The organism is Duganella violaceipulchra (assembly GCF_019166075.1).
GTDB lineage: Bacteria > Pseudomonadota > Gammaproteobacteria > Burkholderiales > Burkholderiaceae_D > Rugamonas > Rugamonas violaceipulchra.
This window is the reverse complement of sequence record NZ_JAHTGR010000011.1, coordinates 129,690-154,149: the sequence shown is the minus strand read 5'-3', so window position 1 is coordinate 154,149 and position 24,460 is coordinate 129,690. Positions and strand designations below refer to the sequence as shown.

Annotated in this window: 20 protein-coding genes; 13 read left to right on the top strand and 7 right to left on the bottom strand. The window is 67.2% G+C overall.

What is annotated here, in order from left to right; genetic code table 11:
* The first annotated feature begins 3 nt into the window (after positions 1-3).
* From KVP70_RS20855 to KVP70_RS20810, 10 genes are read left to right on the top strand one after another with little or no spacing between them, the layout of a single operon-like run.
* Positions 4-1,731 carry a GspE/PulE family protein gene (locus KVP70_RS20855; protein WP_217944080.1) on the top strand — a complete coding sequence of 576 codons (1,728 nt, stop codon included), beginning with the start codon at positions 4-6 and terminating at the stop codon, positions 1,729-1,731.
* Positions 1,731-2,933 (top strand): type II secretion system F family protein, encoded by a 1,203-nt coding sequence (locus tag KVP70_RS20850; protein WP_217944079.1) that lies wholly within the window; start codon positions 1,731-1,733, stop codon positions 2,931-2,933. Before KVP70_RS20855 ends, KVP70_RS20850 begins: the two co-directional genes overlap by 1 nt.
* A 7-nt stretch (positions 2,934-2,940) precedes the next feature.
* Complete coding sequence (locus KVP70_RS20845; RefSeq protein ID WP_262311706.1) at positions 2,941-4,509, top strand: hypothetical protein; 1,569 nt, start codon at positions 2,941-2,943, stop codon at positions 4,507-4,509.
* Positions 4,506-5,195 (top strand): hypothetical protein, encoded by a 690-nt coding sequence (locus KVP70_RS20840; protein ID WP_217944078.1) that lies wholly within the window; start codon positions 4,506-4,508, stop codon positions 5,193-5,195. The genes KVP70_RS20845 and KVP70_RS20840 overlap by 4 nt, the downstream gene beginning before the upstream one ends.
* Positions 5,192-5,665 (top strand): hypothetical protein, encoded by a 474-nt coding sequence (locus KVP70_RS20835; protein ID WP_217944077.1) that lies wholly within the window; start codon positions 5,192-5,194, stop codon positions 5,663-5,665. Before KVP70_RS20840 ends, KVP70_RS20835 begins: the two co-directional genes overlap by 4 nt.
* Positions 5,655-6,365, top strand: a complete 711-nt coding sequence (locus tag KVP70_RS20830; protein ID WP_217944076.1) for a type II secretion system protein — start codon at positions 5,655-5,657, stop codon at positions 6,363-6,365. Before KVP70_RS20835 ends, KVP70_RS20830 begins: the two co-directional genes overlap by 11 nt.
* The gene (locus tag KVP70_RS20825; RefSeq protein ID WP_217944075.1) at positions 6,362-7,138 is read left to right on the top strand and encodes an ABC transporter permease; all 777 of its coding nucleotides are present in this window, start codon (positions 6,362-6,364) and stop codon (positions 7,136-7,138) included. Before KVP70_RS20830 ends, KVP70_RS20825 begins: the two co-directional genes overlap by 4 nt.
* Positions 7,139-7,140: 2 nt before the next feature.
* Complete coding sequence (locus KVP70_RS20820) at positions 7,141-7,863, top strand: hypothetical protein (RefSeq protein ID WP_217944074.1); 723 nt, start codon at positions 7,141-7,143, stop codon at positions 7,861-7,863.
* A 40-nt stretch (positions 7,864-7,903) separates the two neighbouring features.
* Complete coding sequence (locus KVP70_RS20815; RefSeq protein WP_217944073.1) at positions 7,904-8,467, top strand: prepilin-type N-terminal cleavage/methylation domain-containing protein; 564 nt, start codon at positions 7,904-7,906, stop codon at positions 8,465-8,467.
* On the top strand, positions 8,467-8,721 hold the full coding sequence (locus tag KVP70_RS20810; RefSeq protein ID WP_217944072.1) for a hypothetical protein: 255 nt from the start codon (positions 8,467-8,469) through the stop codon (positions 8,719-8,721). Before KVP70_RS20815 ends, KVP70_RS20810 begins: the two co-directional genes overlap by 1 nt.
* Positions 8,722-8,744: 23 nt before the next feature.
* Here KVP70_RS20810 and KVP70_RS20805 read toward each other — a convergent pair whose 3' ends face one another.
* Complete coding sequence (locus KVP70_RS20805) at positions 8,745-10,523, bottom strand: hypothetical protein (RefSeq protein WP_217944071.1); 1,779 nt, start codon at positions 10,521-10,523, stop codon at positions 8,745-8,747.
* A gap of 250 nt (positions 10,524-10,773) precedes the next feature.
* On the opposite strand from KVP70_RS20805, the gene KVP70_RS20800 reads away from it, so the two are divergent.
* The 3 genes from KVP70_RS20800 to KVP70_RS20790 all read left to right on the top strand — a co-directional run bounded on the left by KVP70_RS20800 (position 10,774) and on the right by KVP70_RS20790 (position 17,451).
* Positions 10,774-11,841, top strand: a complete 1,068-nt coding sequence (locus tag KVP70_RS20800) for a phosphotransferase (protein WP_217944070.1) — start codon at positions 10,774-10,776, stop codon at positions 11,839-11,841.
* 100 nt (positions 11,842-11,941) lie between these two features.
* The gene (locus KVP70_RS20795) at positions 11,942-16,516 is read left to right on the top strand and encodes a PAS domain-containing protein (RefSeq protein ID WP_262311707.1); all 4,575 of its coding nucleotides are present in this window, start codon (positions 11,942-11,944) and stop codon (positions 16,514-16,516) included.
* Complete coding sequence (locus tag KVP70_RS20790) at positions 16,513-17,451, top strand: diguanylate cyclase domain-containing protein (RefSeq protein ID WP_217944068.1); 939 nt, start codon at positions 16,513-16,515, stop codon at positions 17,449-17,451. The genes KVP70_RS20795 and KVP70_RS20790 overlap by 4 nt, the downstream gene beginning before the upstream one ends.
* A 7-nt stretch (positions 17,452-17,458) precedes the next feature.
* Here KVP70_RS20790 and KVP70_RS20785 read toward each other — a convergent pair whose 3' ends face one another.
* From KVP70_RS20785 to KVP70_RS20760, 6 genes are all read right to left on the bottom strand, one after another.
* The gene (locus KVP70_RS20785) at positions 17,459-17,911 is read right to left on the bottom strand and encodes a MaoC family dehydratase (RefSeq protein WP_217944067.1); all 453 of its coding nucleotides are present in this window, start codon (positions 17,909-17,911) and stop codon (positions 17,459-17,461) included.
* Positions 17,911-19,050: an acyl-CoA dehydrogenase family protein gene (locus tag KVP70_RS20780; protein WP_217944066.1), complete on the bottom strand. Its 1,140-nt coding sequence runs from the start codon at positions 19,048-19,050 to the stop codon at positions 17,911-17,913. Before KVP70_RS20780 ends, KVP70_RS20785 begins: the two co-directional genes overlap by 1 nt.
* 9 nt (positions 19,051-19,059) lie before the next feature.
* On the bottom strand, positions 19,060-20,250 hold the full coding sequence (locus KVP70_RS20775; protein ID WP_217944065.1) for an acyl-CoA dehydrogenase family protein: 1,191 nt from the start codon (positions 20,248-20,250) through the stop codon (positions 19,060-19,062).
* A gap of 219 nt (positions 20,251-20,469) precedes the next feature.
* A complete protein-coding gene (locus KVP70_RS20770; RefSeq protein WP_262311708.1) occupies positions 20,470-22,278 on the bottom strand; it encodes a glycoside hydrolase family 16 protein in 1,809 nt (602 codons plus the stop codon).
* Between the two features lie 318 nt (positions 22,279-22,596).
* Positions 22,597-23,331, bottom strand: a complete 735-nt coding sequence (locus KVP70_RS20765) for an SDR family NAD(P)-dependent oxidoreductase (RefSeq protein ID WP_217944064.1) — start codon at positions 23,329-23,331, stop codon at positions 22,597-22,599.
* Complete coding sequence (locus tag KVP70_RS20760) at positions 23,328-24,452, bottom strand: hypothetical protein (protein ID WP_229224971.1); 1,125 nt, start codon at positions 24,450-24,452, stop codon at positions 23,328-23,330. The genes KVP70_RS20765 and KVP70_RS20760 overlap by 4 nt, the downstream gene beginning before the upstream one ends.
* Positions 24,453-24,460: the final 8 nt, after the last annotated feature.

Genomic DNA, 24,460 nt, shown 5'->3' with positions numbered 1-24,460 from the left:
TCCATGGCAGAACAAGCAAAACTCCCACTCGGCAAGCTGCTGATCCAGAAAGGCGTGATCAGCGAGGACCAGCTGCGCATCGCCCTGATCGAACAAAAGCGCAGCAGCGAGCCGCTGGGGAAACTGCTGATCACGCTCGGCTTCGTGACCGAGGCCACGGTGCGCATGGCGCTGTCGGAAAACCTCAACCAGCAGAGCGCCGACCTGACCAGCCTGGTGGTGGACGCGATCGCCCTCAAGCTGATCCCCAAGGACGTGGCCAAGCGCTACCACGTGTTCCCCATCGTCTACGAGCGCGACACCGACAACCTGATCCTGGCCATGTCGGACACCAGCAACATCGTCGCGCTGGACCAGATCAGCGCCATGCTGGTCAAGGGCATCACCATCAGCCCGCTGCTGGTGAACGAGTCCGACATCCAGCGCGCCATCGACCAGTTCTACGGCTTCGAGTTGTCGATTGACGGCATCCTGCACGAGATCGAAACGGGCGAAGTCAATTACGCCAGCCTGGGCGGCACCTCGGACGAGTACAGCCAGCCGGTGGTGCGCCTGATCGACGCCATCCTGGCCGACGCGGTGCAGAACGGCGCCTCCGATTTGCACTTCGAGCCGGAGCAATCGTTCCTGCGCATCCGCTACCGCATCGACGGCATCCTGCGCCAGATCCGCAGCCTGCACAAGTCCTACTGGCCGGCGATGGCGGTGCGCCTGAAGGTGATGAGCGGCATGAACATCGCCGAGACCCGGGCGCCGCAGGACGGCCGCATCTCGATCAAGTTCTCCGGCCGCCAGATCGATTTCCGCGCCTCGGCCCAGGCCACCACGCACGGCGAGAACTTCGTGCTGCGGGTGCTGGACCGGCAGAAGGGCATCGTCCCGCTCGACGGCCTGGGCCTGGGCGAGAACGAGCTCAGCCTGCTCAAGCTGATGATCGCCCGTCCCGACGGCGTGATCCTGGTGACCGGCCCGACCGGCTCGGGCAAGACCACCACCCTGTATTCGATCCTCAACCACATCAACACCGAGAGCGTCAACATCATGACGCTGGAGGACCCGGTCGAATACCCGATGAACATGATACGCCAGACCGCCGTCAACGAGGCGGCCAAGATGGGCTTTGCCGACGGCATCCGCTCGATGATGCGGCAGGACCCGGACATCATCCTGGTGGGCGAGATCCGCGACCGCGAGACCGCCGAGATGGCCTTCTCGGCGGCGATGACCGGCCACCAGGTGTATTCGACGCTGCACACCAACTCGGCCATCGGCGCCATCCCGCGCTTGCTCGACATCGGCGTGGTGCCCGACATCATGGCCGGCAACGTGATCGGCATCATCGCCCAGCGCCTGGTGCGCAAGCTGTGCCTGGCCTGCCGCGCGCCGCACGAGGCCGACGGCGTCGAGCGCCGCCTGCTGGGCCTGGACCCGTCCGCCCCGGCGCAGACGCTGTACCACGCGGTCGGCTGCGAAGCCTGCGGCCACCAGGGCTACAAGGGGCGGCTGGCGATCATCGAACTGCTCAAGATGACGCCGGCACTGGACGAACTGGTGGCGCGCCGCGCCTCGACCCGCGAACTGAAGACGGCCGCCGCCGCCGGCGCCTTCCACACCTTGATCGACGACGGCGTGCGGCGCGTGCTCGAGGGCGTGACCACGCTGGAGGAAGTGGGCCGCGTGGTCGACCTGACCGAGCGCCTGACCGAACAGCCGAGCGAGCGGCCCGCCTGATGGCCCAATACTACTACCGCGCGATGGACGCCACCGGCCAGATCCAGCCGGGCAATATGGACGCCGCCAACGAGCCGGACCTGGAGCTGCGGCTGCACCGCATGGGCCTGGACCTGATCGAGTGCCGCGCCACGCGCACCCGGGTGCTGGCGCTCAAGCGCCTGATCACGCGGCGCGACCTGATCAACTTCTGCTTCCACATGGAGCAGCTGACCGGGGCCGGCGTGCCCATCCTGGACGGCTTGAACGACCTGCGCGAGAGCATCGACCATCCACGCTTCCGCGAAATGATCACCGGCCTGATCGAGAACATCGAGGGCGGCCAGCAGCTGTCGGCGGCGCTGGCGGCCTATCCGGAAGTGTTCGACCTGACCTTCGTCAGCCTGATCACCGCCGGCGAGCAGAGCGGCAAGCTGGCCGAGGTGTTCAAGAACCTGTCGGACAGCCTGAAGTGGCAGGACGAACTGGCCTCGCAGACCAAGAAGATCGTCATGTACCCGGCCGCCGTCGGCACCTTCGTGGTCGCCGTCACCTTCTTCCTGATGATCTACCTGGTGCCGCAGCTGACCTCCTTCGTCAAGAACATGGGCAACACCCTGCCGCTGCACACGCGCGCGCTGATCTTCGTCTCCGACATCTTCATCAACTACTGGTATGTGCTGGTGGCGCTGCCGCTGATCGCCTGGTTCGGCGGGCGCGCCTGGCTGGCGCGCAGCGAGCAGGCGCGCTACCACGCCGACGGCCTGACGCTGCGCATCTGGATGATCGGCCCGGTGCTGCACAAGATCATCCTGGCCCGCTTCGCCACCTTCTTCGCCATGATGTACGGCTCCGGCATCACCGTGCTCGAATGCATACACCTGTCCGAGGGCATCGTCGGCAACCGCGTGATCGCGGCCGGGCTGCGCCGCGCGGCGCAGCTGATCTCCGAGGGCCAGGGCATCACGGCGGCGTTCCAGATCACCGGCATCTTCCCGCCGCTGGTGATCCGCATGCTCAAGGTGGGCGAGGCCACCGGCGCGCTGGACGGCGCGCTGCACAACGTCAGCTACTTCTACAACCGCGAAGTCAAGGAGATGATCGAGAAGGTGCAGACCATGATAGAACCCGCGATGACCGTGATCCTGGGCCTGATGGTGGGCTGGATCATGCTCTCGGTGATGGGGCCGATTTACGACACGATCAGCAAGATCCGAACCTGAGGCGGCCGTGCTAATTAGCAAACACTTATTCTATCTGAGCGGCGACCAGCTGTGCGCCTACCTGTGGCAGGGCGGGCGCCTGTCGGGCGGCGAACTGTTCAGCAACGACCACGCCGGCGTCGAGCGCTTCCTCGACTATGTCGACAGCCACGGCGTGCTGCCGGCCTATCTGCTGGCCGACCTGATCGAGGAGGATTTCCAGCGCGTGCAGCTGCCCCACGTGGGCGGCGCCGGCGGCCGCAAACTGCTGCAGCGCCGGCTGCTGCAGCAATACCGCGAAACCCCCTACCGCCACGCCGAGGTGCAGGGGCGCGAGAGCGGCGGCCGGCGCGACGACATCGTGCTGCTGGCGGCGCTGACCAATGTGGCCGCGGTGCAGCCCTGGGTCAGGGCGCTGGAACAGCTGAAGATGCCGCTGGCCGGGCTCTACACCACCACCCTGCTGAGCGCGGAGCTGTTGCGCAAGCTGGGCCTGCGCGACGAGCACCTGCTGCTGATCACCCAGCACAGCGCCGGCTGGCGCCAGAGCTACTTCCAGCACGGCCAGCTGAAATTCTCGCGGCTGACGCCGGCCATCGACCGCGACAACCGGCCGATCGACATCGGCGCCGAGACCGCCAAGACGCAGCAGTTCCTCAACAGCGTGCGCCTGCTCGGGCGCGGCGCGGTGCTGCACGCGGTGGTGCTGGCGCCGGCCGCCGCCACGGCGGCGCTCAGCGCGCAATGCGCCAACGGCCCGGAGACGGCGTTCCGCTTCATCGCGCTGCGCGCCGCCGCCAACGCCATGGGCTTGCGCAGCGACGACAGCGCGGTGGCCGAACTGGGCGCGCGCGTGGCCGAGCCCATGCTGCTGGCCCAGCTCGGCCGTCAGGCCCCGGCCGGCCACTACGCGCTGGGCGCCATGCGGCGCTACTACCTGCTGTGGCGCACCCGGCTGACCTTGTACGTCGCCAGCGCCGCGCTCGGCCTGTGCAGCCTGGTGTGGCTGGGCGCCAACCTGTGGCAGACCCAGACCGCCGACGCCGCCAGCGCGCGCCTGCTGGCCGAGGCCGGCCAGTACGACCAGCGCTACCGCGCCGTGATGGCGGCCATGCCGCCGCGCGTGACCAGCACCGCCAATATGCGGGCCGCGGTCAACGTCGAGCGCATGCTGGCCACGCAGGCGCCGTCGCCGCTGGACATGGTGGCCATGGTCAGCGCCGCGCTGGAGCAGTCGCCGCAGATCCGCCTGCTGCAGCTGGACTGGAAGGTCAGCCTGCCCGGCGCGGTGCCGGCCGCCGGCCAGGACGAGACCCAGGCCGTGCCGATCTCGTCGCTGCTGGCCGGCATCCCCGGCCGGCCGCCGCAGGCGCTGCTGGTGGAGGCCGAAATCGTCGCCGACCAGGACGACTACCGCGGCGCGGTCGACAGCATGAACCATTTCGCCCAGCAGCTGGCGCGCCAGCCGCACCTGACGGTGGCGATCGACAAGCCGCCGCTCGACACCCGTTCGTCGGTCAAGCTGAGCGGCAAGGCCGGCCCGGCCACGGTCGAGGCGCGCGCCAAATTCTCCCTCAACCTGGTGTGGAATCCATGAGCGCCCATCCCGTCCCCGGCAAAAGCAAGAGCAAGACCAAGGCCACCATCGCGCTGCCCTACTGGGTGGCCGAGTTCGCGCTGATCCGCACCGCCGTGCTGGTGGCCGTCGCCTGCGTCACCATCAGCCTGACGGCGCTGCTGGTGAGCGGCTGGAAGCTGGGCGAGGCCGACGAGCGCCTCGAGCAGGCCCAGCGCACGCGCGACGTCGCCTATGCGCGCTTCGCCCACGTCGACAACGAGAAGCGCGACATCCGCAATTTCCAGCCGCGCTACATCGAACTGCGCGACCGCGGCCTGATCGGCGCCGAGCGGCGCCTGGAATGGGTCGACATCATCCGCCAGTCGCAGGAGCGGCGCAAGCTGCTGCCGCTGAGCTACGAGATCGAGCCGCAGCAGGTGGTGCGGCTCGAATCGGCGCTCGACCTGGGCGACTACCAGCTGCACGGCAGCCGCATGCGGCTGCATATGGACTTGCTACACGAAATGGACTTGTTCAATTTCCTCGACGACCTGCGCCTGCGCAGTTTCTTCGCGGTGCAGGATTGCGCCATCAAGCGCCTGGGCCGCGCCGCCGGCGCCGTCGGCGGCCCCACGCTGGGCGCCGACTGCACGCTGAACTGGATCACGCTCGACACCGCGCCCAAGGCCGAGCCGGCGCCGGCCACGCGCAGGAGGGCGCCATGAGCGCGCGCCTGCGCGTGGCCGTGCTGCTGGCTGCCTGGCTGGCGCTGCCGGCGGCGGCGGCGGCGCCGCCGGCACTGGGCCGGCTGTTCGCCACGCCGGCCGAACGGGCCGAGATGGAAAGCCATCGCGGCAGCAGCGCCGCGCTGATGCCGCAGACCGGCGCCGAGGCCGAGGCCGCCTTCGGCGCGGCCGGCACGCCGCCGGCCGCCCAGGCGCCGGCCGGCGCAGCGCCGGCCGCGCCGCCGCCGCCGCCGCCAACGCTGGTCATGAACGGCGTGCTGCGCAGCAGCAGCGGGGACAGCACCGTCTGGCTCAACAACGTGCCGCAGCGCGGCGCGCAAAACCACTTCGCCAACCGCGGCGGCAGCGCGCTGACGGTGACGCTGCCTTCCGGCAAGCGCATCGTGCTCAAGCCCGGCCAGCGCTACGACCTCGGCGAGGGCCGCATCAAGGATGTCAATGAACCCTAGTCTGCGCGCGCGCGGCCAGCGCGGTTTTACGCTGGTGGAAATTTCGATCGTGCTGGTGATCGTCGGCCTGCTGATCGGCGGCATGATCGCGCCCCTCAGTTCCCAGCTGGAGCAAAAGAAGGGCAACGAGACCCGCCAGGCCATGGAGCTGGCGCGCGAAGCCCTGTTCGGCTACGCGCTGCGCAACGGCTACCTGCCCTGCCCCGCCATCTCCGCCGTCAACGGCCTGGAGGACCGCACCGGCAGCGCCTGCAACAAGCGCTACGGCTACCTGCCGTGGACCACGCTGGGCGTGGGGCGGCTGGACGGCTGGAACCGCATCCTCGGCTACACCGTCACGCCGGCCTTCAGCGACAGCGTGCTGTTGTTTACGCTCAAGACGGCGCGCGACATCACCGTCGTCACGCGCGACAGCCAGGGCCGGATCACGCCGCTGACCGACAACCACGACGTGCCGGCCGCCCTGATTTCGTTCGGCCGCAACGGCTACGGCGCCACCAGCGACCAGCACACCCGCCTGGCCGACGGCGGCGCCGGCAACGACGACGAGAAGACCAATCTGCGCAGCGGCACCACGCTGGTCAGCCGCGACGCCAGCGACGACCCGCGCGCGCCGGGCGGCGCCTACGACGACATCGTCCTGTGGATCTCGCCCAACATCCTGTACAACCGCATGGTGGCGGCGCAGCGCCTGCCATGACGCCGATGCTGCCGGCCGCGCTGACCATCGCCCGCTACACCCTGCTCGAAGGGCTGCGCAACCGCCTGCCGTGGCTGCTGCTGGCGACGGCGCTGGCCGCGCTCGCGCTGGGCGGCTTCCTCGGGCGGCTGGCGCTGACCGAGGGCGTGCAACTGCAGGCGGCGCTGCTGGGCGCGCTGCTGCGGCTGGCGGCGGTGTGCGTGGTGGCCGGCTTCGTCGTCACCAGCATGGCGCGCGAGGCGGCCGACAAGGGCCTGGAACTGCTGCTGGCGCTGCCGCAGCCGCGCGCCGTTTACCTGGCCGGCAAGCTGGCCGGCTTCGGCGCGCTGGCGCTGGCGCCGGCGCTGCTGTTTGGCGCCCTCGGCCTGCTGTGCGCGCCGCTGCCGCAGGCCGCGCTGTGGGCCGCGTCGCTGCTGTGCGAATGCTGGATCGTGGCGGCCTTCTGCGTGCTGTGCATGCTGACCTTGAACCAGGCGCTGCCGGCGCTGGCGGCCGCCTGCGCCTTCTACCTGCTGGCGCGCGTGATCGGCACGCTGCAGCTGCTCGGCCACGGCCCCCGCCAGGACGACGGCCCGCTGCAGCGGGCGCTGGGCGCCGGCGTCGACCTGCTGGCGCTGCTACTGCCCCACCTCGACCAGTTCACCCGCAGCAGCTGGCTGGTGTACCACGACGGCAACGCCGCCGCACTGCTGGCGGTGGCGGCGCAGACCGCCATCTATGTGGCGCTGCTGGCGCTGGCCGCGCTGTTCGACCTGTACCGCAAGAATTTCTGAGCATGGCCGCCACCGCCCTCAGGCCGCTGTCCTCGGTGCCGCGCGCCGTGCCGCTGCTGCTGGCGGCGGCGCTGCTGCTGCAACTGCTGTGGCAGGGTGGCCGGCCGGCGCCGCGCGCGCGCGCGCAAGACCTGCCGCCGCCGCCGCCGCTGGTGGCGCTGCAGCTGGCCAGCCTGGGCGAGCCGGCCGCGCTGTCGCGCGCCACCATGCTGTATGTGCAGGGCTACGACGAGCAGGCCGGCGTCAGCCTGGCCTGGCGCGCGCTGGACTACGGCCGGCTGGCGGCCTGGCTGCAGCGGGCGCTGGAGCTCGATCCGCGCAGCCAGTATCCACTGCTGGCGGCCAGCGAGGTGTACGGCGCGGTCAGCGACCCGGCGCGCAGCCGGCTGATGCTCGAGTTCGTCTATGCCCGCTTCGCCGAAGACCCCGACCGGCGCTGGCCGTGGCTGGCGCACGCGGCGCTGGTGGCGCGCCACCGGCTGCACGACCTGCCGCTGGCGCGCCGCTACGCGCAGGCGATCCGGCTGCGCGCCACCGGCCCCCGTGTGCCGGCCTGGGCGCGCGAGCTGGAAGTGTTCATGGCCGAGGACATGAACGAACTCGACAGCGCCCGCGCGCTGATCGGCGGCCTGCTGCACGACGGCCTGATCACCGATCCGCACGAGCTGCGATTCCTGGCCCGGCGGCTGGACCGGCTGGGCCCTCCGCCCGCCCCCAAGCGCTGAGCATTGTTGTAAGATAGCGTCATTACAAGAAAGGAACACCATGCCTGCCATCCAACTGCGCCAACGCGGCTTTACCCTGGTCGAGATCGCCATTGTGCTGGTCATCATCGGCCTGCTGCTGGGCGGCGTGCTCAAGGGACAGGGCTTGATCGACAGCGCCCGCGTCAAGAACATCATCCAGCAATCGACCTCGCTGACGGCGGCCGTCAACGCCTACCAGGACAAGTTCCGCGCGCTGCCGGGCGACGATCCGCAGGGCACCACCCACGCGCCCGGCGCCACCGGCAACGGCAACGGCGACGGCCAGATCGCCGAATACCAGCTGGCGCCGCAGCACCTGGCGCTGGCCGGCTTCATCACTGGCTCGTTCAACGGCACCACCGACTTCATGACCAGCGCGCAAGGCGGCGCGGTCTACATCTACAACGACGTGGTCGGCGGCCGCGGCGGCAACGGTGTGCGGCTCGACAACCTGCCCGACTCCTTCGCCGAGCAGGTCGACAGCAAGCTCGACGACGGCAAATACAACACCGGCTCGGTGCGCGCCACCGCCGCCTACAGCAACAACGGCACGGTCATCCAGCGCACCGCCCTGTTCTTCTGATGCGGAGGCTGCCCGGACTGCAGATCCTCAACCTGCTGCTGGCGACCGCCTGCCTGGTGCTGTGCGCCGGTTATTTCGCCTCGGGTCGGGTGCAGGATGGCTTTTGGAGCGTGGGCACCACGCTGGCCTTTGCCGCCGTGCTGCTGTTTAACGCCTTTTGGAAGCGTAAGGAAATCAAGCCGGCCACCTTCTGCTTCATGCTCGCTGCCGGCGTGCTGCAAGTCTATGTCTTCATCCTGAAAGTCAGCGTTTGAAATCGCGCCTTATCGACGTATGATCAACCCGGAAGGACAACGGGGGCGGAATCAAACAAATGGCTAATCGCCTTCAACACGGAAGTCTTAACCTGGTGGGTACTGCTGGTCCGCGGCGAAATGTGCGTGATGGCAGGCTCCGTTATTCTGAGGCCAGCTCTCACAGCTGGCTTGGAGGCGTCGATGCCAATGTTCAGGCTTTCGATAGTTCCCTCGTGATATACCCCCTGCTTGGGGCGACTGCTCAATACTACAGCCAGCCCGGCAGGGCCCAATGCGACGATCAAATCCACGACAGCTTGCTGGGTCATCTGGACGCCCCAGAAATCTATCTTTGGGACGATACGATCAATTCGTTCCTGAAAGTCACAATGAGCATAAGTATGACCATTCAACGCATGTCTGACATCCTTCTCATATAAATTTACAGTCCGTCCATTAACATTTTCGTGCCAAGCCAGACGACTACCATTGTTGGTGGGAACTGGAGCAACAGGGGTTGCAGCATGCGCAACCGGAGCCGCATCGAGAGGCAACAGCCCCAAGGGAAATGTTCCACCGGCTGCCCCCGGCCCAAAGGGCGCGCGGCCAAACCGTACAAAGGACGTCAGAGGGGCGATGACGTCCAGTGAAATATTTCCCCCGCTAACCATCGGTATCTCATCCAGAAACCTCCCGAATCGCACTGCCTTACTGCCGGTGACTTTAGAAAGAATGAACAACAAAAAACCTGCGTCTTTTTCTGGAATATTTCGGGTAAACATCTTGTCCAGCGCCTTGCCAATATCGCTGCTTGAGACCAAGGCGTCGATGGCCAGTTTGAGCTGTACCCCAAATTGCGTGCCACCGTAGAGTGATCTTTCAAGCACCTGGGCCAACCAACTTGCCCGTCTTATATTCGGATTCTCAGCTGGAAACATTGCGATCAAGATGTCATGCATCTGCTTCGCCCCGACGCGGGAATTTGCCAAGTGCGTCACGAGCGCATGCATGTGCATCGGATAGCCTTCCCCGCGCAAGACATAGCGCTCCGTCATCAGCTTGATCTCACGTCCCGTCAAAACACTCGCCAGGGCCCCGGTTGCCATCGTCGCTGGACTCGGACGCAAACGATCGATCAGCGTCCCCATCTGGATGAGGGTCAACTTACCGGCTCCCGCTCCGGCACCGCCCACGCGCCACCAAGCTATCAATGCAAAAAAATCGCTGTGGTCCAAATTACCCGCAGCATTCTCCGTCATGCACAATCTACTGACAATGCCATAAGCAACTTTACTGTCCCATGTCTCTGGATGATCAAAATTGCGAATAGGAGGCACGGACAAGAAATCTATGACCGGCCTCGGATCCAACTGCGCGCACAGCTTGACACATACTGCATCGAATTGCGTACCATTTATCCCAATGGTTTCCACACAAACCCTTTTGATTAATTCTGCCGCTTTCTTCGGTGCGATTGCATGCGGCCCCTGCACGAATCTCACGAGGGTATCGCGCGCCTTAACAGGAGTCAGCGGACTCAAGCACGTCTTGACATCTATCATTTCCTGGATACTCATCGCTCCTGGCCCTCGACAGAGAAGCCGGACCAATGTGGCGAACTCTGTCGGTGTAAGAAGTGCCGCAGGATCATCAGGACCGTCCCAAGCATCCACTAGCAAGGCAACTTCGGCGACAGATGAGAAAAGTAAGCAAAGATCGTAGCTCAACCTGCCCGCGTACCAAGCGCGACGATTATCTGGCAGACCAAATATATCCACTACCGATTGCTTGTCAAAAATGAGCGCCAAAGCGTATTCCATATTTCCTCAGATAAATTCAAAGTCAACGATAGGGACTTTATGCTCGATTGCTCCATCTCAAACAACGCAAAAAATGTCATTTTAACAAATGCAACGGTGCGCTCCCTAAATTCTTTTGCCTACTAGAAAACGATGCGAAATTGCCGGCCGGCGTAGCCGCCTCTCTCCCTCCGCTGCACAATCAATATAAAAAGCACGCACGTACTATTATTCGGCTAGAATAGCTGATACCTACAACGCGGGAGACAGCATGTTCGAAGAATTCATCGGCACCAAGGCGGTGTCGGCGCGCCACCAGTTCGACGTGGCGGCGCTGGACGCCTATCTGCGCCAGCACGTGGCCGGCTACCCGGACGGCGCGCTGGGCGTGGAGCAGTTCAAGGGCGGCCAGTCCAACCCCACCTACAAGCTCAGCATCGGCGGCCAGCACTATGTGTTGCGCACCAAGCCGGCGCCGGCCGCCAAGCTGCTGGCGTCGGCGCACGCGATCGAGCGCGAGTACCGCGTGATGGACGCCCTGAGCCGGCACGGCTTCCCGGCCGCCCGCCAATATGCGCTGTGCACCGACGAGGCGGTGATCGGGCGCGCCTTCTACGTGATGGAATTCGTCGAGGGCCGGGTGCTGTGGGACCAGGCCCTGCCCGGCATGACGGCGGCCGAACGCGCCGCCATCTACGACGAGATGAACCGCGTGATCGCCCAGCTGCACACGGTGGACTACGCCGCCATCGGCCTGGCCGACTACGGCAAGCCGGGCAACTACTTCGCGCGCCAGATCGAGCGCTGGAGCAAGCAATACCTGGCCGCGCAGACCGAATCGATCGCCGCGATGGACCAGCTGATCGCCTGGCTGCCCCACAACATTCCGCCGGGCGAAGACACGGCCATCGTGCACGGCGACTTCCGCCTCGACAACCTGCTGTTCCACCCGAGCGAGCCGCGCATCCTGGCCGTGCTGGACTGGGAGCTGTCGACCCTGGGCCACCCGTTCGCCGACTTCTCCTACCACTGCATGAGCTGGCACATCGAGCCCGGCCAGTTCCGCGGCATCGCCGGGCTGGACCTGGCGGCGCTGGGCATCCCCTCGCAGCAGGACTACATCGCCCGCTATGCCGCGCGCACCGGCAAGACCATCCGGCTGGAGGACTTCAATTTCTACCTGGCCTTCAATATGTTCCGCCTGGCCAGCATCATGCAGGGCATCATGAAGCGCCATGTCGACGGCACGGCCGCCAGCGCCCAGGCGCTGGAATCGGGCCGCATGGCGCGCCCCATGGCCGAGCTGGCCTGGAGCTACGCCTGTGGCAAGCCGATCTGAACCTTGCTGGTGGAGGACAAAATCGCTTTCTGAAACGGCCCGCGTCAGCTACTATCGTGCTGCCGGCGCCATGCCGGCCGCCGCCGCCGGGGTCCACTACGTGCCAGAATCACAACGCTCACGCCTGCCCTCCATCCGCTCGCAGATCGCGCTGCTGGTGCTGGCTTGCGCGTTGCCGACGGTGGTCGGTTTTTGCGCCGTGCTCGGCCAGTTCTACCAGCGCGAGCGCGACACCCTGATGGAAGACACCCGGCAGTCGGCCCGGCTGGTGGCCGCCGCCATCGACCGCGACCTGCTGCAGGCCGACAGCGCGATCCGCGCGCTGGCCGCCGCGCCCAGCCTGCGCAGCGGCGACCTGGCGGCGCTGCGGACCCAGGCCGCCACCCTGCTCGGCCCGCAATTCCCGGTCGCCCACTTCCTGCTCAGCGACGCCGCCGGCACCGTCGCGCTGCATCTCGGCCCGGACTTGCCGGCCAGCTTCAGCAGCGGCGACAACCGCCGCCGCCTGGCGCTGCTGTACGCGCAAGCGCGGCCGCAACTGTCGATGCTCACCATCGACGGCCAGGGCCTGCTGGCGATCGACATTCCGGTCATGCTCGACAACCGCCTCAGCTACTCCCTGACCGCGCTGCTCAAGCCCGAGCGCCTGGCCCACATCCTGCGCGACGAGAAAATCGGCCGCCACCAGGCCATGACCCTGTACGACGCCGACGGCCAGTTCGTGGCCCAGGCCGGCGGTCCGCGCCAGCTGCTGACGCGCAGCACCGGTGAGGCGATGCGGGCCCAGCTGCGCGCATCCGGCGAAGCCCTGCTGTCGACCGAGACCGCCGACGGCACGCCGATTTATTTCGGCTTCAGCCGGGCGCCGGTCAGCCGCGTCACGGTCGCCATCGCCACCCCGCAGGACCAGGCCCTGCACGAATTGCTGGGCGCCGCCACCACCATCTCGCTGACCATGACGGCGCTGCTGCTGGCCGGCCTTGCGCTGGCCTGGTGGGTCGGCGGCCGCATCGCCGGCTCGGTGCGCGCACTGGTCGGGCCGGCCCGGGCGCTGGCCAGCGGCAGCCCGTTCACGCTGGGCGCGCCGACCTTCCGCGAAGCGAACGAGGTCGGCCTGGCCTTCCTGGCGCTGGAGGGCGACCTGCGCCGCAGCAAGGCGCAGCTGGAACAGCTGGTGGCCGAGCGCACCGCCCAGCTGGAAAAAAACCGCGCCCAGCTCGAAACCCTGTACGCCACCGCGCCGGTCGGGCTCAGCTATGTCGACAGCGAACTGCGCTTCGTCCGCCTCAACGACTACCTGGCCGCGCTCAACGACCAGCCGGTGATCGCCCACCTGGGCCGCCACGTCGGCGAGATGATCCCCGACCCCGAGGTGCGGCGCGGCGTGCTGGCCGACTACCGCGCCGTGCTCGACAGCGGGCGGCCGCTGACCGGGCTGCAGCGCTCGGGTTATCCGGCCGCCTCGCCCCAGCAACTGTGCCACTGGGTGCTGAGCTACTACCCGCAGTTCGGCACCGACGGCCGCATCATCGGCATCACCGCGCTGCTGATGGACGTGAGCGAGCTGAAACGGACCGAGGCCGAACTGCGGCGCTCGCGCCATTTGCTCGGTTCGATGCTGGAAAACATGCCGGCGATGATCTTCCTGAAACGCGCGGCCGACCTGCGCTACGAGCTGTTCAACCGCCACGGCGCGCAGATGTTCGGCCGTCCCAACGGCGAGGACTTCATCGGCAAGAGCGACTACGACCTGGTGCCCACCGCCCAGGCCGACTTCTTCACCGCCGCCGACCGCCGGGTGCTGGCCTCGGCCCACGGCGAGGTGACCGAGATCGCCGAGGAGCCGATCACCGACGCCTGCGGCCAGACCCGCTTCCTGACCACCCGCAAGGTGGCGCTGCGCGACGAGCACGGCGCCGCCACCCACGTGCTGGGCATCTCGCTCGACATCACCGAGCGCAAGGCCGCCAAGGAGGCGCTGCGCGCCACCGTGGAACGGCTGGCGCAGAGCGAGCACTTCGTGCGCACCGTGACCGACAACCTGCCCGGCATGGTGGCCTACTGGGACGCCGGCCTGCGCTGCCGCTTCGCCAACCGCTACTTCCTCGAATGGCACGGCCGCAGCGCCGCGCAGATGCAGGACGCGCTGATGCCCGAGGTGCTCGGCGCGGCCCAGTACACCGTCAGCGCGCCCTATGTGCAGGGCGCGCTGGCCGGCCAGCCGCAGGCCTTTGCCGACCAGCTGCGCTGGCCGTCGGGCGAGCTCAGCCACACCTGGGTCAACTACATTCCGGATCTCGGCCAGGACGGCCGGGTCGGCGGCTTCTTCGTGCTGGTGTCCGACGTCAGCGAGCTCAAGGAAACCGAGCTGCACCTGCAGGAATTGAACGAGGAGCTGGTGCTGGCGCGCGACCGCGCCGAGGCCGCCAGCCGCGTCAAGAGCGAATTCCTGGCCAATATGAGCCACGAGATCCGCACACCGATGAACGCCATCATCGGCCTGGCGCGGCTGCTGGAGGAAGCCGGGCTGGCGCCGCGCGAGCGCGCCTACCTGGACAAGATCCAGCTGGCCACGCAATCGCTGCTGGGCCTGGTCAACGACGTGCTGGACTTCTCGCGGGTGGAGGCGGGCCAGCTGGTGCTCGAGCACGCCAGCTTCAGCCTGGAGCGCGTGCTCAGCAGCATCAGCGTGCTGGTCAGCGGCAGCGCCAGCGACAAGGGCATCGAGCTGGTCTACGACATCGACCCGCGCCTGCCGGCCGAACTGGCGGGCGACCCGATGCGGCTGCAACAGGTGCTGCTCAACCTGATCGGCAACGCCATCAAGTTCACCGAGCGCGGCGAGGTGGTGCTGCAAGTGCGGCCGGCGCCCGGCGCCATCGCCCCGGAACAGCCTGGCGCGCCGGCCATGCGCGCCATGCTGGTGGAGTTCCGCGTGCGCGACACCGGCATCGGCATTTCGCCGGAACAGCAGGCCCACATCTTCGGCGCCTTCTCGCAGGCCGACAACAGCACCAGCCGCCAGTTCGGCGGCGCCGGCCTGGGGCTGGCGATCTGCCGCCAGCTGGCCGACATGATGGGCGGCGCGATCGAGGTCAGCAGCGAAGCCGGCGTCGGTTCGGAATTCCTGTTCACCTGCCCGCTCGAATGCGGCGCCGCGGCCGCCGCGGCGCCGCTCGCCGCCGGCCTGACGGTGTTGATCGCCGACGACAACGCCAGCGTGCGGCTGGCCTTGCAGCGCGCCTGCGAGCACCTGGGCTGGGTCGCCAGCGGCGCCGCCGACGCCGCGGCCGCGCTGGCCCTGCTGCACCAGCACCAGCGGCTGGGCCAGCCCTACGGCCTGATGCTGCTCGACTGCGAACTGCCGGCGCCGCACGGCGCGCCGCTGCAGCACTGGCTGCACACCGGCCAGCCGCTGCCGCCGGTGCTGCTGATGGCGTCCGAGCACGTGGTCGCCGCCCAGGCCCAGCGCTGCAGCGGCCTGGGCGCGGCCGGCATGCTGTCCAAGCCGGTCAGCCCGGCGCGGCTGCTGGAGCGGGTCGCCTCCTTGCTGGGCGGCGACAACCACGACGCCGGCATGGCCCCACCCAGCGCGCATTCGCCGCTGCACGCGCGGCTGGCCGGCATGCGCGTGCTGCTGGTGGAAGACAATGAAATCAACCAGGAGGTGGCGCAATACATGTTGCACCACGCCGGCGCCAGCGTCGAGACGGTGGCCAACGGCCAGCTGGCGGTCGACGCGCTGCTGGCCGATCCGCAACGCTGCGACGTGGTGTTGATGGACGTGCAGATGCCGGTGCTCAACGGCTACGACGCCACGGTGGCGATCCGCGCCGCCGGCGGCGCGCTGGCCCGGCTGCCGATCGTCGCCATGACCGCCAACGTGATGGAGGACGACCGCCGCCGCGCCGACCAGGCCGGCATGAACGCCCACGTGGCCAAGCCGATCGACGTCGAGGAAATGATCGCCGTGCTGACCCGGCTGGTGCCCGGCCAGGCCGGGGCGGCACCCGCCAGCGACACGCCGGCGCCCGCCGCCGCCGCGCCGCCGCCGTCCGCCGCGCTGGCCCGGCTGGGCGGCAACGCCGCGGCGCTGGCGGCGCTGCCCGGCGTCGACCTGGACGCGGCGCTGGCGCGGCTGGGCGGCAACGCCGACGCGCTGGTGGCGCTGCTCAAGCGCTTCGAACAGTCGCAGGGCGACACCGTGGCCGAGGTGCGGACGCTGCTGGCGGCCGGCCAGCGCCAGCAGGCGGCGCAATGCCTGCACCGGCTGCGCGGCGTGGCCGCCAACTTGGGCGCCATCCAGGTCGCCGGCCTGAGCGCCAACGTCGAAGCCTTGCTGCACCACACCGCCCCCGAGCCGGGCGCGCTGCACGCCGCGCTGGAGCAGCTGGCGGCGGCGCTGCAGCGGCTGACGGCGGCGGCGCGCCAGCTGGCGGCGCCGGATGTTCCTCCAGGCAACATTGTGACGCACGACTTACCGCAAAAGCTGGCGGAGTTACAGTGTTTGCTTCAGAATAACAACTTGAAAGCTTTGGAACACTTCCGGGCACTGCGCCCGGCACTGGCGGCAACGGCGCAGGCGGATGCGCTGGCGGAAGCGGTCGAGACGCTCAATTTCACCGTTGCGCAAAAAATGGTGGCCGATATGTTGCAACGAAAGGACAGTGCATGAGCTGGACCAACCTGGCCAGGAATGGACGCATACTCGTGGTCGACGACGCCATGGAGAACATCCAGATCCTGCATCACGCCCTGCGTGACGAGCACGACGTGCTGTTCGCGCTGGACGGCGAAAAGGCGCTGGAAGTGGCGCTCGCGCAGCAACCCGACCTGATCCTGCTGGACGCGGTGATGCCCGGCATGGACGGCTACGCGGTGTGCGCGGCGCTGCGCGGCTCGCCGCGGCTGCAGGACATCCCGGTGATCTTCGTCACCGCGCTGAGCCAGCCGGAAGACGAAACCCGCGCGCTGGAGGCGGGCGCGGTCGACTTCATCAGCAAGCCCTTCAACGTGGCGGTGGTGCGCGCGCGCGTGCGCAGCCAGCTGACCATCAAGCGCCAGGCCGACGCCATGCGCGAACTGAGCATGACCGACGGCCTGACCGGCGTGGCCAACCGCCGCAGCTTCAACGACGCGCTCGAGGCCGAGTGGCGCCGCTGTGCGCGCGCCGGCCTGCCGCTGTCGGTGATCATGATCGACATCGACCACTTCAAGCTCTACAACGATCATTACGGCCACCAGGCGGGCGACCTGTGCCTGCAACAGGTGAGCGCGGCCATGGCGGGCTGCGCCGCGCGGCCGCAGGATTTGCTGGCCCGCTACGGCGGCGAGGAATTCATCCTGCTGCTGCCGCAGGAGGGGCCGGAAGGCGCCGAGGTGGTGGCGCGCCGCATCCTCGACGAGGTGCGCCGGCTGCAGCTTCCGCACGCCGCCTCGCCGAGCGCGCCGCACGTTTCGGCCAGCCTGGGGGTGTGCACGGCGCTGCCGCCGCTGGACAACCTCGACAGCAGCACCCTGATACGCGAGGCCGACAGCCAGCTGTATCTCGCCAAGCAGGGCGGCCGCAACCGCCACTGCACCAGCACGCTCGGGCCCGGCGCGGCCTAGGCCGGCCTCAGTAGCGCCGCATCACGAACTCGGCCACGCAGACCGGCTTGTCGCCGCCTTCGCGCTCGATCACCACGCCCCACAGGACCTGGGCGCCGTCGGCGATATCGTCGATCGCGGCGATGGTCAGCCGCGCCCGCAGCCGGCTGCCGACCGGCACCGGGGCCGGAAAGCGCACCTTGTTCAGGCCGTAGTTCAGGCCCATCGTCATGTCCACCATGTGCAGCGCATTGACCAGCAGCGCCGGCAGCAGCGCCAGCGTCAGGAAGCCGTGCGCCACCGTGGCGCCGTAGGGCGATTCGCGCGCCGCCCGTTCGGCGTCGGTGTGGATCCACTGGTGGTCACCGGTGGCGTCGGCGAACAGGTCGATGCGCGCCTGGGTGATGTCCACCCAGTCCGACACCGCCACCTCGTTGCCGATCTCGGCCTTCATGGCCGCCAGGTTGGCGAAGCTGCGCATCAGGAATGCTGCTGGAAGCCGCGCTGGGCGATGAAGCGCTCCAGGTGATGGTCGACATCGCCCAGGCTCACCTCGATCATCGCCAGGCGCTTGAAGTGGTGCGCGGCCGGCAGTTCGTCGGTCACGCCCATGCCGCCGTGCAGTTGCACCGCCTGCTGGCCGAGGAACTTGGACGCCTGCCCCACCCGCACCTTGGCCGCCGACACCACGCGCCGGCGTTCCTCGGGGTCGCCGCAGGACATGCGGGCGGCCGCCAGCATCGCCATCGAACGGGCCTGCTCGAGGTGGATGTACATGTCGGCCATGCGGTGCTGCAGCGCCTGGAAGCCGCCGATCGGCGTGCCGAACTGCTTGCGCGTCTTCAGGTAGTCCAGCGTGGCGGCGAACAGCGCATCCATCGCGCCCACCGCCTCCGCGCACAGCAGGCTGGCGCCGTAGTCGGCCGCCTCGTCGAGCATGTCCCAGCCGCCGCCCAGCTTGCACAGCAGCGCCGAGGCCGGCACCGCCACGTGGCTGAACTGCACCGTGGCGGCGCGCTGGCCGTCGACGGTGCGGTAGTCACGCACGATGACGCCCGGCGTGTCGGCCGGCACCACGAACAGGCTGATGCCGTTTGTGTCGCGCTGGGCGCCGGCGCTGCGGGCCGAGACGATCAGCGCGCCGGCCTGGGCGCCGTGGATCACCACGGTCTTGCTGCCGTCGATGCGGTAGCCTTCGCCGTTGATGCTGGCGATGGTCTTGATGTCCGACAGCTCATGGCGCGCGTGCTTCTCGCCCAGCGCGCAGGCCAGCTTCAGTTCGCCGCTGGCGACGTCTTCCAGCAGGTGGTGCTGGTTGCCGGCCAGCTTGAGGAATTGCGCGCCCCACACGGTGGCGAAGTAAGGCTCGACCACCAGGCCGCGGCCGATCTCCTGCATCACCACCCACAGGTCGACCGCGCTGCCGTTGAAGCCGCCCTGCTCTTCCGGCACCGGCAAGGCCGTCATGCCCAGTTCCACCAGCGTGCTCCAGGCCAGGTCCGACACGCCGCTTGGCGAATGGACGATGCGCTGGCGCACGTCGAAGCCGTAATCCTTGGCTACCCAGCGGCGCAGCGCGTCGGCGAACTGCTGCTGTTCTTCTTTCAAATTAAAATCCATCGCTGCCCCTTACAGTCCCAGGATCATCTGGGTGATGATGTTTTTCTGAATCTCGTTCGAGCCGCCGTAGATCGACGTCTTGCGGAAATTGAAGTAGTAGCCGGCCAGTGGCGCGGCGGCGTCGTCGCCGGTGACGGCGTGGTCGGCCTTGCCCTCGAGGTAGTCGGTGTCGAACGGCAGCGCGTCCGGGCCCAGGGCCTCGACCATCAGCTCGGTCAGCAGTTGCTGGATCTCCGAGCCGCGCACCTTCAGCAGCGAGGCCTCCGGTCCCGGCGCGTGCGATTCGCGCGTGATCACGCGCAGCACCGTGGTTTCCAGCGCCATCAATTCGATTTCGAGACTGGCCACCTTGGCGGCGTAGACCGGGTCCTGCAGCAACGGCTTGCCGTGCTTGTAGTGCTCGGAGGCGATCTTCTTCAGGAACAGCAGCTCGCGCTTGGAGCGGCCGACCGCCGCGATGCCGGTGCGCTCGTGGCCCAGCAGGTACTTGGCGTAGGTCCAGCCCTTGTTTTCCTGGCCGATCAGGTTCTGCACCGGCACCTGGACGTTGTCGAAGAAGACCTCGTTCACCTCGTGGTCCTCGTCGAGCATGATGATGGGGCGCACGGTGATGCCCGGCGTCTTCATGTCGATCAGCAGGAAGGAGATGCCCTCCTGCTTGCGCACGGTGGTATCGGTGCGCACCAGGCAGAAGATCATGTCGGCGTGCTGGGCCAGGGTGGTCCAGGTCTTCTGGCCGTTGACGACGTAGTGGTCGCCGGAACGTTCGGCGGTGGTCTTCAGCGAAGCCAGGTCGGAACCGGAGCCGGGCTCGGAATAGCCCTGGCACCACCAATCCTCGCAGCTGAGGATGCGCGGCAGATAGTGGGCCTTCTGCGCCTCGTTACCGAAGGCCATGATGACCGGCGCCACCATGTTGACGCCGAACGGCAGGATGGGCGGGGTGCCGGCGCGGGCGCACTCTTCCTCCCAGATGTGGCGCTGGGTGGCGCTCCAGCCCGGACCGCCGTGCTCGACCGGCCAGGCCGGGGCGGCCCAGCCCTGTTTGGCGACGATCTGGTGCCAGCGCACATAATCCTGGCGGCTCAGGCGCAGGTGATTGCGGACCTTCTTCTGCAAATCGCTGGGCAGGTTCGCGTCGAGAAAGGCGCGCACCGTATCCCGAAACGCCAGATCCGCCGCCGAGTAGTTCAAATCCATGCTGTCTCCATATTCTTGTGACCCCGCTAAAAAAGCACGATCGTTCAAATAATTGTACTCGATATCCTGCCTGGCATTGTGGCATTTTTAAAGGGCGACAGAATGGCGTCATTTCCAAAACCCACGGGGGTCAAGTCTGACATTCGGACACAAACTCAGCAGTAGCATGCCGCTACGGTTGAACTCGTGTCCGAATGTCAGACTTGACCCCAGGTTGGTTTATTTCATGGTGTAGCTTTGCTGCGCGGTGTCGACGGCGTAGTTATGCGCCGTGTCCCAGTAGGTGAAGCTGTAGTTCACCACGTCGCCGATCTTCAGGCCGCTCGCGGTGTAGCTGTTGATGCCGGCGTTCTGCGTCATCCGCACGTTCAGCTGGCCACCGGCGTTGACGCTGTAGTGCACGTCCGCCCAACTGCTGGAAGCGAGCGAGAACTTCAACATCGTCGCGCTGGTTTGTTGCGCGGCCGGTGTTGGGGTTGGGGTTGGCGTCGGCGTTGGCGTTGGCGTTGGCGTGGGCGTTGGCGTTGGTGTCGGCGTTGGTGTAGGTGTCGGCACGCCGGTATCCCAGACAATGTCGTCGATCGCCATCTGGAACGCCGAGCTTGGCAGTGCGGCGCCGTCGCTGGCGATCTGGAACAGGTCCAGCATCGACTGCAAGGCGATCTTGCTGCCGGCCAGGTCGGCCACCGGGATGGTCGCCGTGCCCCAGTCGCCATTGCGCACCAGGCCATACGTGGTGGCGTTGGCCGCGAACTTGACCGCGTTCTGGTTGGTGTAGGTGTCCTGCACGCCCACCGTGAAGGCAACGTTGGCCGGGATCTTGATCTTCAGCTTCATGCTGCCGTTGCGGAAGTTGCTCATGTCCCGCGCCTGGCGCGACTCCACGCTGCCGCCGAACCACTGGCCCGGCGTGTTGAAGCTCCACGCCATCACGTTGCTGCCTTCATACGGCGGCAGGTTGCCCTGCGTGACCGAGGCATTGTTCCATACAAATATGTCCGAACTGGTGCCGGCCTGCAGCTTGTTGTTGACCACGGTGTTGTCGGTGAACACGCCGAACTTGCCCACCTCCGGCGTGCTCTGGCTGCCCAGCTTGACCGTCCCTTTGCCGTCCAGCTGGTACACACGCACATAGTCGACATACATGGTGCCCGGCAGCGGCGCCGTCACCTGCCCCGGCGTCGCCGCGTCGGTGAAGTTGCCGCCGACTGCCAGGTTGAACAACAGGTAGAACGGCGATTGCAATGCGGTCGAGTTGACCGGCAGCGGATTGTTGTACATGTCGTACTCGACACCGTTGTCGACCACCGTGAAACGCATCTGCGTGTCGGTCCAGTACAAACGGTAGATGACGAAGCGGTTCGCCAGCGACTGGTTCGGCGTGTACCAGTTCTTGGTCTGCCACGCGGTCGAGGCGGCGCAGCTTTCATTGCCCGGCACGCAGGCGGCCTGCTGCCAGGTGATGACGTTGGAGCCGACGAAGTTGTCGATCCCCGGCGTCGGCGTGCCGGCCGCCGCGCGGCTGCTGGCCTTGTGGCCCATCTCGATGATGTCGATCTCGCCGTTGCGCGGCCAGGTCTGCGGACTCACACCCAACATCCACGCGGCCGGCCACAGGCCGATGCCCAGCTGCGGCGTCGACATGCGGATCTCGACCATACCGTACTGTACCTGCACCTTGCCGAAGGAGCCGATTTTTCCGGAAGTGAAAACGTTGCTGCCCACCGTCTGGTTCTGCGCCTTGATCGCCAGCGCCCGCGTGTTCGGCTCGAACGGCACGTTGGCGATGGCGACGTTGTTGGGGCTGTAGTACTCCAGCTCCTGGTTGCCGTAGCCGCACAGGTTGATCTGGCAGCCGTTGCCGTCCACCGCCGTCCACAACGTGGTGTTGAGCGTAGCGCCGTTGAATTCCTCGGACCACAGCAAGGGCCCGATGACGGGACTGGTGACACTGGCCGACACCTGCGTGCCGTACGCCATCAAAATCCCGGCGGCAACGGCGGACAGAACGAATTTCTGTTTATTCACAATGTATGACTCCTCGTATCCATACTTCCTCATTTCGAACCGGACGGCCGTCCGGTTCGCACCTTCGCCGGCAACGCCGGCTATTCCGTTCGCGGTCAGGGAGCATGGAGCGAGGTGCGGCTCAGCAAAAAAATGGGCGCAGGGGCGCCTTCGCTACGAGGCGTTTCGCTTGCTGTTGCAGTCTCCGTGCCGACCGGGTCGTGGCCCGGACTGTGTCGCTGATTAGAATTGGAAACGATTCCAATTCCATGTTCAAAATATATTCTGATTAATATTTTTTGTCAACGATGCTGCGCAACCGTGTGCAAGTTCACACTGCTATTTCTTGCGCGTACGCCTCAGCCACAACGGCAGCGCGTTGAAGAGGCGCACCAGCGCATGCATCTGCCAAGGGAAGACGCAGCACTCGTCGCGCCGGGCGATGGCGGCGGCGATGCGCCGCACCGCTTCCTGCTCGGACATCAGGAAGGGCTTGCGGCTGGCGTCGCCGTTATTGAGTTCGCGCAGGCGCGCGGTGTCGACATAGCCGGGGACGATCACCGTCACGCCGATACCGAACGGCGCCAACGCCTTGCGGTAGGCGTCGCAGATGGCGATGGCGGCGCGCTTGCTGGCACTGTACAGCGAGCCGCCCGGATAGTCTTGCTGCAAGCCGGCGATGGAGGCCACCGCCACCAGCCGTCCCTGCCCGCGCGCCATCATCGCCTCGGCGGCGGCGCTGAAGGCGTGATCGAGACCGCCCACGTTCACCCGCAACACCGGCAAGGAGCAGGCGGGATCGCGCGCGATCGCGGCGGCGTCGGTGTACTGGCCGGCGGTGACGATCAACAGGTCCAGGCCATCGGCCGCCACCAGGGCCACCGTGCGCGCCACCGCCGCGCGGTCGGCGATATCGCACACGTGGACGCTGACGCGCTCCTCCCCCAGCAGCGGCGAACCATCCAGCTTGCGCGGATGCCGCCCGCAGATGGCCACGCGCGCGCCCTGCCGCCAGTAGTGCTGCGCCAGCCCCAGGCCGATGCCGCTGGTGCCGCCGATGATCATGACGTTCATGTCGCGGCCTTGTTGTGCTTATCCTCGTTGCGCATGGCGGCGCGGCGGCCTTGCGCGGCCAGCTCGTAGGCCTCCTGCGCGCGCCGATAGCCATATAGCCATTGGGTTTCCACGTCGGCCACGTATTGTTCGTAGCTGGCCGGCGCCACCAGTTGCACGCGGTTGTGCCGCCACGCGATGCGCTTCTGGACACCGGTGCCGCGCAAGGCCACGCTGACGTCGGACGTATCGATCCACACGTCGACCGACTGGCCGTGCACATGGCGCAGGCGCTGGTTGGCGTCAAAGCCGAACACCGAGCGCAAGGCGGGAATCGCGGTGAACTGGTCGTAGGACTGTTTCATCTCCATGCTGATGTGCTGCGCCAGGCACTGCGCCAGCTCGATCGGGAACAGGTCGATCACGCCGCCGGTGTAGTCGGCGCCGCCGGCGGACTGGCAGCGGAAGTAGACCATGTCGGCAATCGAGATGCGGGCGGCGTCGGCCAGCGACATTGCTGTGTCGATCTCCAGCTCGTGCGCGACCGCGTTGGTCCAGCCATCGCGGCCGATGGCCGATGGCTGGCCGGCCGCCAACGCGGCGGTGCGCGCATCGCCAAACAAGGTGACGCGATAAATGGCGCGCCCTTGCCGCAACTGCCCTACTTCACCGGGACCAAACAGCAGCCTGCCGCCCAGGATGGCCAGCGCCGGCGCGCACGCGGAGGCAAGCGCGGGCTCCGGCGGCAACGGCAGCACCGGCGGAATCTCGAACAGGTAGTCGTTGTACAGGTCTGGAATATGCGCCGCCCTCGCACCATTCAAGCGCCGCAGCGCGATGCTGGTGACCGCCCGCAGCGGCGTGGCGCGCGAGCCGGAGCGCAGGCTGCTGAAAAATGCGTACATCTGCGGCGACGCCAACCAGGCTTTGCGCGCCGCGCTGTCCGGCAGGTTGCGGATGATGGCGCCCGCCACCGAACCGCCGCAGGTGGCCAGCAGCAGGTCCGGCTCCTGGCCGGCGTCGATGGCCGCCGCGTGCATGCCGAGGTAGTAGCCGAAGCGGAAGCCGCCTCCGGCCAGCACCATGCATCGTTGGTAGCGTGGGTCTGGTTGGCGTCGCGCGGCTTGGGTCATGCGTGACATAATGCCTC

Bases quoted from the DNA above. Each gene is read 5' to 3' on its own strand.
- KVP70_RS20855 (WP_217944080.1), top strand. From the start codon at position 4: ATGGCAGAACAAGCAAAACTCCCACTCGGCAAGCTGCTGATCCAGAAA.
- KVP70_RS20850 (WP_217944079.1), top strand. From the start codon at position 1,731: ATGGCCCAATACTACTACCGCGCGATGGACGCCACCGGCCAGATCCAG.
- KVP70_RS20840 (WP_217944078.1), top strand. From the start codon at position 4,506: ATGAGCGCCCATCCCGTCCCCGGCAAAAGCAAGAGCAAGACCAAGGCC.
- KVP70_RS20835 (WP_217944077.1), top strand. From the start codon at position 5,192: ATGAGCGCGCGCCTGCGCGTGGCCGTGCTGCTGGCTGCCTGGCTGGCG.
- KVP70_RS20830 (WP_217944076.1), top strand. From the start codon at position 5,655: ATGAACCCTAGTCTGCGCGCGCGCGGCCAGCGCGGTTTTACGCTGGTG.
- KVP70_RS20825 (WP_217944075.1), top strand. From the start codon at position 6,362: ATGACGCCGATGCTGCCGGCCGCGCTGACCATCGCCCGCTACACCCTG.
- KVP70_RS20820 (WP_217944074.1), top strand. From the start codon at position 7,141: ATGGCCGCCACCGCCCTCAGGCCGCTGTCCTCGGTGCCGCGCGCCGTG.
- KVP70_RS20815 (WP_217944073.1), top strand. From the start codon at position 7,904: ATGCCTGCCATCCAACTGCGCCAACGCGGCTTTACCCTGGTCGAGATC.
- KVP70_RS20810 (WP_217944072.1), top strand. From the start codon at position 8,467: ATGCGGAGGCTGCCCGGACTGCAGATCCTCAACCTGCTGCTGGCGACC.
- KVP70_RS20805 (WP_217944071.1), bottom strand. From the start codon at position 10,523: ATGGAATACGCTTTGGCGCTCATTTTTGACAAGCAATCGGTAGTGGAT.
- KVP70_RS20800 (WP_217944070.1), top strand. From the start codon at position 10,774: ATGTTCGAAGAATTCATCGGCACCAAGGCGGTGTCGGCGCGCCACCAG.
- KVP70_RS20790 (WP_217944068.1), top strand. From the start codon at position 16,513: ATGAGCTGGACCAACCTGGCCAGGAATGGACGCATACTCGTGGTCGAC.
- KVP70_RS20785 (WP_217944067.1), bottom strand. From the start codon at position 17,911: ATGCGCAGCTTCGCCAACCTGGCGGCCATGAAGGCCGAGATCGGCAAC.
- KVP70_RS20780 (WP_217944066.1), bottom strand. From the start codon at position 19,050: ATGGATTTTAATTTGAAAGAAGAACAGCAGCAGTTCGCCGACGCGCTG.
- KVP70_RS20775 (WP_217944065.1), bottom strand. From the start codon at position 20,250: ATGGATTTGAACTACTCGGCGGCGGATCTGGCGTTTCGGGATACGGTG.
- KVP70_RS20765 (WP_217944064.1), bottom strand. From the start codon at position 23,331: ATGAACGTCATGATCATCGGCGGCACCAGCGGCATCGGCCTGGGGCTG.
- KVP70_RS20760 (WP_229224971.1), bottom strand. From the start codon at position 24,452: ATGTCACGCATGACCCAAGCCGCGCGACGCCAACCAGACCCACGCTAC.